Annotated in this window: 8 protein-coding genes; 7 read left to right on the top strand and 1 reads right to left on the bottom strand. The window is 61.5% G+C overall.

Going from position 1 to position 8,110, the window contains the following annotated elements; genetic code table 11:
* The 5 genes from HMPREF0178_RS04570 to HMPREF0178_RS04550 all read left to right on the top strand — a co-directional run.
* The coding region (locus tag HMPREF0178_RS04570) for a UDP-N-acetylmuramate dehydrogenase (protein ID WP_009379485.1) at positions 1–653 on the top strand (653 nt) is incomplete at its 5' end.
* The gene (locus tag HMPREF0178_RS04565; RefSeq protein ID WP_232281193.1) at positions 641–1,486 is read left to right on the top strand and encodes a cell division protein FtsQ/DivIB; all 846 of its coding nucleotides are present in this window, start codon (positions 641–643) and stop codon (positions 1,484–1,486) included. The genes HMPREF0178_RS04570 and HMPREF0178_RS04565, both read left to right, overlap by 13 nt.
* A gap of 229 nt (positions 1,487–1,715) precedes the next feature.
* Entirely contained in the window at positions 1,716–2,948 is a 1,233-nt protein-coding gene (gene ftsA, locus HMPREF0178_RS04560) for a cell division protein FtsA (protein ID WP_005025975.1), read from the top strand.
* A 41-nt stretch (positions 2,949–2,989) separates the two neighbouring features.
* A complete protein-coding gene (ftsZ, locus tag HMPREF0178_RS04555) occupies positions 2,990–4,276 on the top strand; it encodes a cell division protein FtsZ (RefSeq protein WP_009379481.1) in 1,287 nt (428 codons plus the stop codon).
* A gap of 329 nt (positions 4,277–4,605) precedes the next feature.
* A complete protein-coding gene (locus tag HMPREF0178_RS04550; protein ID WP_009379479.1) occupies positions 4,606–5,343 on the top strand; it encodes a DUF4851 domain-containing protein in 738 nt (245 codons plus the stop codon).
* A gap of 220 nt (positions 5,344–5,563) precedes the next feature.
* On the opposite strand, the gene HMPREF0178_RS04545 is transcribed toward HMPREF0178_RS04550, so the two are convergent.
* Positions 5,564–5,770: a Trm112 family protein gene (locus HMPREF0178_RS04545; protein WP_009379477.1), complete on the bottom strand. Its 207-nt coding sequence runs from the start codon at positions 5,768–5,770 to the stop codon at positions 5,564–5,566.
* 103 nt (positions 5,771–5,873) lie between these two features.
* On the opposite strand from HMPREF0178_RS04545, the gene HMPREF0178_RS04540 reads away from it, so the two are divergent.
* The gene (locus HMPREF0178_RS04540; RefSeq protein ID WP_009379475.1) at positions 5,874–6,752 is read left to right on the top strand and encodes a PHP domain-containing protein; all 879 of its coding nucleotides are present in this window, start codon (positions 5,874–5,876) and stop codon (positions 6,750–6,752) included.
* Positions 6,753–6,761: 9 nt separating this feature from the next.
* A partial coding sequence (locus HMPREF0178_RS04535; protein ID WP_009379473.1) for a PLP-dependent aminotransferase family protein occupies positions 6,762–8,110 on the top strand: 1,349 nt, incomplete at its 3' end.

The following is an 8,110-nucleotide window of genomic DNA, read 5'->3' as shown; positions in this document are numbered from 1 at the left end:
TCGGCGAGGACGGCGGATTGCGGCTCGTACGGGTCGGCGCGGGCGTAAAGCTGCCCCGCCTGCTGGTCTGGTGCATGAAACACGGCTTGTCCGGGCTGGAAGGCATGGCCGGGGTGCCGGGCGACGTGGGCGGCGCGGTGGCCGGGAATGCCGGGGCGCACGGGATGGATATGGGCACGGTGCTGCGCAGCGTGGATGTGTTTTCCCCGGACCGTGGTTTTCGGACGCTGGGGCGTGAGGACGTGCGCTGTGAATACCGTTTTTTCGGTTTGAAGGACGGCGGGAAGCCGTGGTTTGCGATTTCCGGTATCGTATTGGCGCTGCGCCCGGCGGGACCGGAAAGGATACGCAAGGCTCTGCGCGACAATATCGAACGCAAGCTGCGGGTGCAGCCGGTCCGTTCGTGGAGTGCGGGGTGCGTCTTTAAAAACCCCCCGGGAGGGATGTCGGCGGGCAAGCTGCTTGACGAGGCCGGATTCCGGGGCAAGCGCCTCGGAGGTATGTGTTTTTCCGAGATCCATGCGAATTTTTTGGTCAACGAAGGCAAGGGCAGCGCGGACGCCGCGCTTGAGCTCATCCGCTCGGCGCAGAGCGCCGTATGGGAACGGTTTGGGATCCAATTGCAGACGGAAGTGAAATTGTGGGTATTCTGAATTCGTCGAAACGCAACAACAGGCGTCCCGCCCGCAACAGCTACACCAGCCCGCAGCGGAGCACCCCTTCTTCGGGAGGCGGATCGTTTTTCGCCCATGTGAAGTCGGCCCTCAGCTGGACCCTTGGCCTTGGGATCGGGGCGGCGCTGCTCGTCGGGCTCGGCGTGGGCGGCCTTCAGTTGCACCGTCTGGCGACGACCAGCGAGTTCTTCGCCATCAAGCGCGTTGAAATCCGGGGTACGACCCATTTTTCGCGTGAGGAAGTGCTCAAGGCCGCAAACCTGCAATCGGGCGTCAACAGCCTGACCGTCAACATCGCGGACGTGGAGCAGGGTCTCCGCGACAATCCGTGGGTGCTGTCCGTGGCCGTGAAGCGCCGCCTGCCGGATGCGTTTGAGATCCGCATCCGGGAACGCATCCCCGCATTTTGGATGCTCAAAGACGGCGTCCTGTACTATGCGGACAACAGGGGGCAGATCATCGCGCCCGTGAATGTGGGGAATTTTCTGTCGCTGCCGACGCTGGAGATCCTGCCCGGCGGCGAGGAACTGCTTCCGCAGATGGACGAGCTTTCCCGTGCGTTTCAGGCCGCGCACCTGCCTGTGAACATGGCCAGTGTTTCCCTGTTTCGGGTGAGCGCGGCCAAGGGCTTTGAAGTTTTTATCGAAAACAGGAACCTGGTGCTGTGCATCGCCGCTGAGGACTGGGATGCCAATCTGCGTCGGCTGAGTTTGGTCCTTTCCGATCTGGCCCGCCGCGGCGAGTTGAAGACGGCACGGGAAGTTTGGGCCGCCGACGGCAACGTCTGGGTTGTAGAACCTGAGAATGTCTAAGAGCGAGTAGCGGTTTTTTCTAGACTTTTTACGGAAAATATGCTGTATCCGGGGTATTCAGACTGTGAAACAGGGCGGAAAAAGACACCCTTGTTCTGGCTCAGAACAGCAGTAATGAGCAGGGTGACGCCGCAGCGCCTCCCGAAATGATGGATTCGGGTCTGATTTCGCGTGATCGGGATGACGCAATATCCCGACATGCATTGCGAAACGCGCCAAGGAGTAGCGCATGTCCAAATCTGAATTGATAGTCGGCCTTGATATTGGCACCACCAAGATTTGTGCGGTGGTGGGCGAACCCTCTGAGAACGGCGGGATGGATATTGTCGGTATCGGCACGAGTCCGTCCACCGGGTTGCGGAAGGGTGTCGTGGTCAATATCGAGCAGACGGTGCAATCCATCAAGCGGGCGCTTGAAGAAGCCGAACTGATGGCCGGATGTGAAATCCGATCCGTGTATGCGGGCATCGCCGGCAGTCACATCAAGGGGTTCAACAGCCACGGCGTCATTGCCGTCAAGGGCGGTGAAGTCTCGCCCCGCGACATCGAGCGTGCGCTGGATGCGGCCAAGGCGGTCGCCATCCCGCTGGACCGCGAGGTGATCCACATTCTGCCTCAGGAATACATCGTCGACGATCAGCGCGGCATTGCCGATCCGATGGGCATGGCCGGCGTGCGCCTGGAAGTGAAGGTCCACATCGTGACCGGTGCGGTCACTTCCGCCCAGAACATCGTGCGCTCCTGCCATAAGAGCGGGCTTGACGTGTCGGACATCGTGCTGGAATCCCTCGCCTCGGCCAAGGCCGTGCTCACCGAAGAGGAACGCGAGATCGGCGTGGCCCTCATCGACCTCGGCGGCGGGACCTGCGATATCGCCATTTTCGCCAACGATTCCATCAAGCATACGGGCGTGCTGGCGCTTGGCGGGCAGAACCTGACCAACGACATCGCGTTCGGCCTCCGCACGCCTATGGCTGCGGCGGAAAAGATCAAGATCAAGCATGGTGCGGCCATTGCCGAAATGGTGCGCCCCGATGAGTATATCGAAGTGCCCAGCGTGGGCGGGCGGGAACCTCGCCGCCTGTCGCGTCAGGTGCTGGCGGAAATCTGTGAACCCCGCATGGAGGAAATCCTCACGCTCCTCGATCAGGAGCTGGTGCGTTCCGGCCTCAAAAACATGATCGGCGCGGGTGTGGTGCTCACGGGCGGGACGGCCCTCATTCAGGGCTGTCAGGAGCTCGGCGAACAAGTCTTCAACCTGCCTACGCGCATCGGGTATCCCCGCAATGTGGGCGGGCTCAAAGATATGGTGAACAGTCCCAAGTTCGCCACGGCCATGGGCCTGCTCCGCTTCGGCGCGGAGAAGGAAGGCATGGAGCAGAAATTCCGTATCCGAAGCGACGGGAATGTATTCAATTCGATCCTGTCGCGCATGAAAAAGTGGTTTTCCGAAATTTCCTGACGTCTGGGCGGTCAGCACGTTGTTCTCTTTGAGGAGGAGCTATGATGGATATGCAATTTGAAGCGGATACACCCCCCGCGAATATAAAGGTCATCGGTGTCGGCGGTGGCGGCGGCAACGCCGTGCAGAACATGATCATGGCGGGTCTGAAGGGTGTCTCCTTCATCTGCGCCAATACGGACGCGCAGGCTCTGCTTCGTTCCAAGGCTGAAATCAAGCTCCAGATCGGCGAGAAGCTGACCAAAGGGCTTGGAGCCGGGGCCGATCCCAACGTGGGCCGCGATGCGGCGCAGGAAAGCATCGGTGCGATCAAGGACGCCATCGGCGATGCCGACATGGTCTTCGTGACCGCGGGCATGGGCGGCGGCACCGGGACCGGCGCGGCCCCCATCGTGGCACAGGCCGCCCGCGAACTGGGAGCCCTGACGGTGGGCGTCGTGACCAAACCGTTCCTGTTTGAGGGCACGAAACGCGCCCGCGCCGCGGAGCAGGGCATCGCCGAGCTCCGCGAGAACGTGGACAGCCTGATCACCATCCCGAACAACCGACTGCTTACCATTGCGCCCAAGAAAGCGAAACTCAGCGATATGCTGAAATGCGCCGACGACGTGCTGCACCGGGCTGTTCGGGGTATTTCCGACCTTATCACCGTTCCCGGCCTCATCAACGTGGACTTCGCCGACGTGCGCACTGTCATGAGCGTATCCGGCCTGGCCATGATGGGTGCCGGCATCGCCGTGGGCGAAGGGCGCGCCATTGAAGCCGCGCGCAAGGCCATTACCAGCCCGCTGCTGGAAGATGTGTCCATTGCCGGGGCCAAGGCGGTGCTCATCAACATCACGGCCAACGAAGATCTGCTCTTTGAAGAATTCAACGACGCGTCCGCCTACATCAATGACGCGCTCGGCGAAGCCGATACCAACATCATCATCGGGTGCGCCACCGACGAGAATGCCGGGGACGAGATCCGCATCACCGTCATCGCTACGGGCATCGAAGGCAACGCCGCGCCGAAGGTCGTGCAGGGCGGGCAGGCCAATATGGCCACTGTCCGGCCCCAGCAGCGCCCGGCTCAGCAGCCGCAGCAGCCTTCCCATTCCGGGCTGAATTACCAGAAGCAGGCCCTCGCCGAGGAGCACGCGATGCCCCGTATGCGTATGCCCCGTACGGTCGGCAATTTTTCGGATGAGGAGCGCATTGTGCCCACGTTCCTGCGGGATCGCGATCAGCTCTCCAAGCAGACGACGCACAACCCCGGTCGCGAAGAGTTCATCTTCGAGGAAGAGGAAATCGAGTTGCCTACGTTTATCCGCAAGCAGGCTAACTAAACCGGGCGGAGTGGTCGCATTCCGCTGCCCGGCGTTGCAGAGGCAGATCCATCCGGCTCTTAGAGAGAGGCTCTTTCCTGCGGAGAGGGCCTCTCGTTTTTTCGGTGTCCTTCGCGCTGGCCGGTTTGGGAATGGGAGGAAACGCTCTTCTCCAGAAAAAGTTGCCTCTCCCTTTTCCCGATATATCTCTATCAGTTCATATGAGAATGGCGGCGTGCTGGAGGCAAGAGGCAACGGCTTCGGAGTGCCAAAAAAAGAGTGGCGCTCTCAGGGATTCGGGCGTATTTATCAGGAATAAGATCTCATAAGTCATCCATCTGGAGATAGCTATGAAAACGATCCGTTTTTTCCTGTTGTGGTGCGTGGTTGTGGCGATTTCCGCCTGTACGCCGTTCTACCGCGGCTTTGAAGGCTCGACGTTGGTTTCCCCGGCACGGCCTGACGTTTCCGTCGGCGTTGTGGATATGCCGATGCTTGCGCACGGCCAGATCGCCCCGTTCCTGAATACGGATCAAGGCTACCAGTTCCCGGAAACCCTTGTCTCCGTATACGGAACGGATGCCGCGTCTCCTATAGCCATTGTGGCCCTTTCCTTTGTGCCCAGCAACGCTTGGGAATGGGACCCGCTGTCCTTCAGCGGGCCTATGGCCCAGCAGAACATGGGGACCGTGTTTGGCGGAGAGAGCTTCTACGGGAGCGTCCGCATCGTCAACGGGGCCAAGGATCCTTTTGCGCCTCTGTTCGCGCCCGAGGATCAGTGGGCTTCCCTTGACTGGCTGGTGCAGCGTTTCGCGTGCCTGAATGATTTCAGGCGGTCCAAGCTTATCCTGGAATACCGCGAACCGCTCCCCGCGTCGCTCAAGGGTGTTTCCGAAGTGCCGGTATACAACGAGGCTGTGCAGGCGTTCCGTGAACGGGCGGCGAAGGTGTTCCACGTCCAGTATGGGGAGGCTCCTATGCCCAAGGGCGAAGCACCGTATATCAAGACGCTCAATGCCCGCTATATGGGGAACTTCCTCGGCAGCATGTCCGTGAAGGAACCCTTGTTCCCCAATTATTCTGATTGATGGCGCCCGCTTTCCGGAGAGGTTTCGCATACCCCGAAGCTTCACGTATGCAGCCCGTCCCGCATGAAAAAAAGAGCGGCGGAACCGGAATATCCGGTTTCATGCCGTTTAGGGGAGCAGGGCAGGGATGCTGAGGGATCGCGGGGACATCCCGGTTGGATCGGAAATGTCGTTTTTTCATAAAGGAAAAGCATGTCCGGGTGGGCATGCTTTTCTTGTCTCAGCGGGATTGTTTCTTGCGCTGTCCGCGCTCCCAGTCATCCTTGCGGATGGCCTCTTCTTGAAGCATGATGGGAATATTGTCGCGCACAGGAAAAACCAGACCGCAGGCCGGGCATTCCAGTCCGCTTTCGTTGTCCACAGGTTCCAGCTCTCCCCGGCACACGGGGCAGGCGAGCAGGGCAAGCAGTTCGGGATTCAGAGCCATGAAGCGTCTCCTTGGCGCAGTGTTGACGTATAAATGAAGAGTGTAACGCCTTCCGTTGCGGAGGACAAGCCGCCTTCCGGCAGGGCGGTGATGAGGAGGAAACATGCAGCCCCGTTTTGTTGATTTGCATACGCACACTACGGCGTCCGACGGAACGGACGCCCCCCGGGATCTGATACGCAGGGCGGCTTCCTTGAAGCTCGCGGCGGTTGCCGTGACCGACCATGATACGGTTTCCGGCCTTGATGAAGCGGAAGCGGCCGGGCGCGAGTACGGCGTGGAGATCATCCGGGGGTGCGAGCTCGGCGTACAGGGGCAGTATGGGGAAATCCACCTGCTCGGGTTGTGGCTGCCCCGGCATTCCGCCCCATTGGATGCCGAGCTGGCCCGTTTGCGTGGGCACCGGGAAGAGCGCAATCTGAAGATACTTGATAGGCTCCGGTCTATTGGCATCAATATAGGCTATCAGGAAGTGCTGGATGAGGCCGGAGGCGAGTCGGTCGGCCGCCCCCACATCGCCCGCGTGCTCCAGAAACGCGGTGTCGTGTCCAATTTCGCGCAGGCCTTTGAGCTGTATCTCGGCTATTACGGTGCCGCATACGTGCCCCGGACCCTGCTCACCCCGGAAGAAGGGGTAAGCCTCATGGCGGATCTCGGCGCGGTGGTGAGTTTCGCGCATCCCATGCTGATCCGTTGCCCGCCGTCATGGTTCGACGAAATCATCCCCCGGCTCAAAGAGGCGGGGCTTGGGGCCATTGAAGCCTATCACAGCGAGCACTCCGCGCGTGACGAGCGGTTCTGCGTGGAGCTGGCGGCCCGGTACGGCCTCGGGCTCAGTGGCGGTTCGGATTATCACGGTATGGCCAAGCCGGGGGTGGAGCTCGGGCGCGGCAAGGGGGGATTGCGGGTGACGGTGGCGCTGCTCGATGCGCTCAAGGCCCGGCGCAAAAGGCCTGTTGACGACGCTCCGGAGGTCTTGTAGGCCAGCCGTATGAAACTGCTCCGACTGTATCAGGATCAGGCGCGGGAACATCCCGGCGAGGCCAAGTACATGCTCGTTGCCAACGCCATCGCGCAGGGCATTGAGGATGGCTGTCTTGCGCCCGGCGAATCGCTGCCGACGCACAGGGAATTGGCCGAAGCGCTCGGCGTGACCATCGGGACCGTAAGCCGGGGCTACGCCGAGGCCGCGCAGCGCGGTCTGACCGTGGGTGTGACCGGGCGGGGGACCTTTGTGACCGCGCCGTGCCACGATGTGGACGTGTACGAGGGCGCGGGCAGGATGCATGATCTGGGGTTCATCGCGCCTTTCGAATATCTGAATCCGGATTTGAACGAGGCCGTGGCCGAGTTGTCCCGCTACGCCGATTTGAAGGAACTCAGCAACTATCAGCAGCCGCGCGGGTTGTTGCGGCACCGCGAGGCCGGGGCTCATTGGGCGGGGCGGTACGGGCTGGCTGTTTCGCCGGAGAACCTCCTTGTCTGTGCGGGAGCGCAGCACGCGCTCCTAACGGTACTCGCGTCCCTGTTCAACCCGGGGGATCGTATCGCCGCCGAGCAGCTCAGTTATCCGCTCCTCAAGCAGCTTGCCCGCCGCCTGCGGCTCAACCTGACGCCCATCCGGATGGATCAGGGGGGGATGCTGCCCGATTCGCTGGAAGCGGCTTGCCGGGCCGGGGGCATCAAAGGGCTGTATCTGATGCCTACCTGCCAGAACCCCACGCTGGCGCAGATTCCCGAGTACCGCCGCCGGGAGCTGGTGGATATCTGTCGGCGTTATGATGTCATGATCATTGAGGACGACGTGTACGCCCTCTCCTTGGAGCACAATCTGCCGCCGCTGGCGTCATTGGCCCCGGAGCGTTGCTGTTTCATCGCCTCCACGAGCGAAGCCCTGAGCGGTGGGTTGCGTATCGCCTATCTGTGCCCGCCGGATGCCGTTTTTGCCGAACTGGAGCGGACGATTTCCTACACCATTTCAATGGCTCCTCCGCTTATGGCCGAACTGGCGACCATGTGGATCCGCAACGGCACGGCGGATCGCGTGCTGGCCGCGAAGCGCCGTGAGGCGGCGGAGCGGAATGCGCTGGCCCGTCAGTTGCTGGATGGCTTCCCGCTGGAGACGCGGACTACGGGGTTTTTCTGCTGGCTCAAGCTGCCTGATCCGTGGGCTGCGGTGGCTTTTGCCGAAGCCGCGCGCCAGCGTGGGATCATTGTGGCGGACAGTGACCTGTTCGCGCTCAACCATGCCTCGCCGGAGCAGGGCGTACGTTTGGCGCTCGGCGGCGTGCGCACGCGGGAAGCTTTGGCGGACGCGTTGGGCACGCTGGCTGGGATGCT

This window comes from Bilophila sp. 4_1_30 (genome assembly GCF_000224655.1).
In the GTDB taxonomy this organism is placed as follows: domain Bacteria; phylum Desulfobacterota; class Desulfovibrionia; order Desulfovibrionales; family Desulfovibrionaceae; genus Bilophila; species Bilophila wadsworthia.
Note: the sequence above shows the minus strand (reverse complement) of the source record. Positions and strands in the feature narration are given on the sequence as shown.

Excerpts from the sequence above, each read along its gene's own strand:
- ftsZ (WP_009379481.1), top strand. The coding sequence starts at position 2,990 with ATGATGGATATGCAATTTGAAGCGGATACACCCCCCGCGAATATAAAG.
- HMPREF0178_RS04540 (WP_009379475.1), top strand. The coding sequence starts at position 5,874 with ATGCAGCCCCGTTTTGTTGATTTGCATACGCACACTACGGCGTCCGAC.
- HMPREF0178_RS04545 (WP_009379477.1), bottom strand. The coding sequence starts at position 5,770 with ATGGCTCTGAATCCCGAACTGCTTGCCCTGCTCGCCTGCCCCGTGTGC.
- ftsA (WP_005025975.1), top strand. The coding sequence starts at position 1,716 with ATGTCCAAATCTGAATTGATAGTCGGCCTTGATATTGGCACCACCAAG.
- HMPREF0178_RS04550 (WP_009379479.1), top strand. The coding sequence starts at position 4,606 with ATGAAAACGATCCGTTTTTTCCTGTTGTGGTGCGTGGTTGTGGCGATT.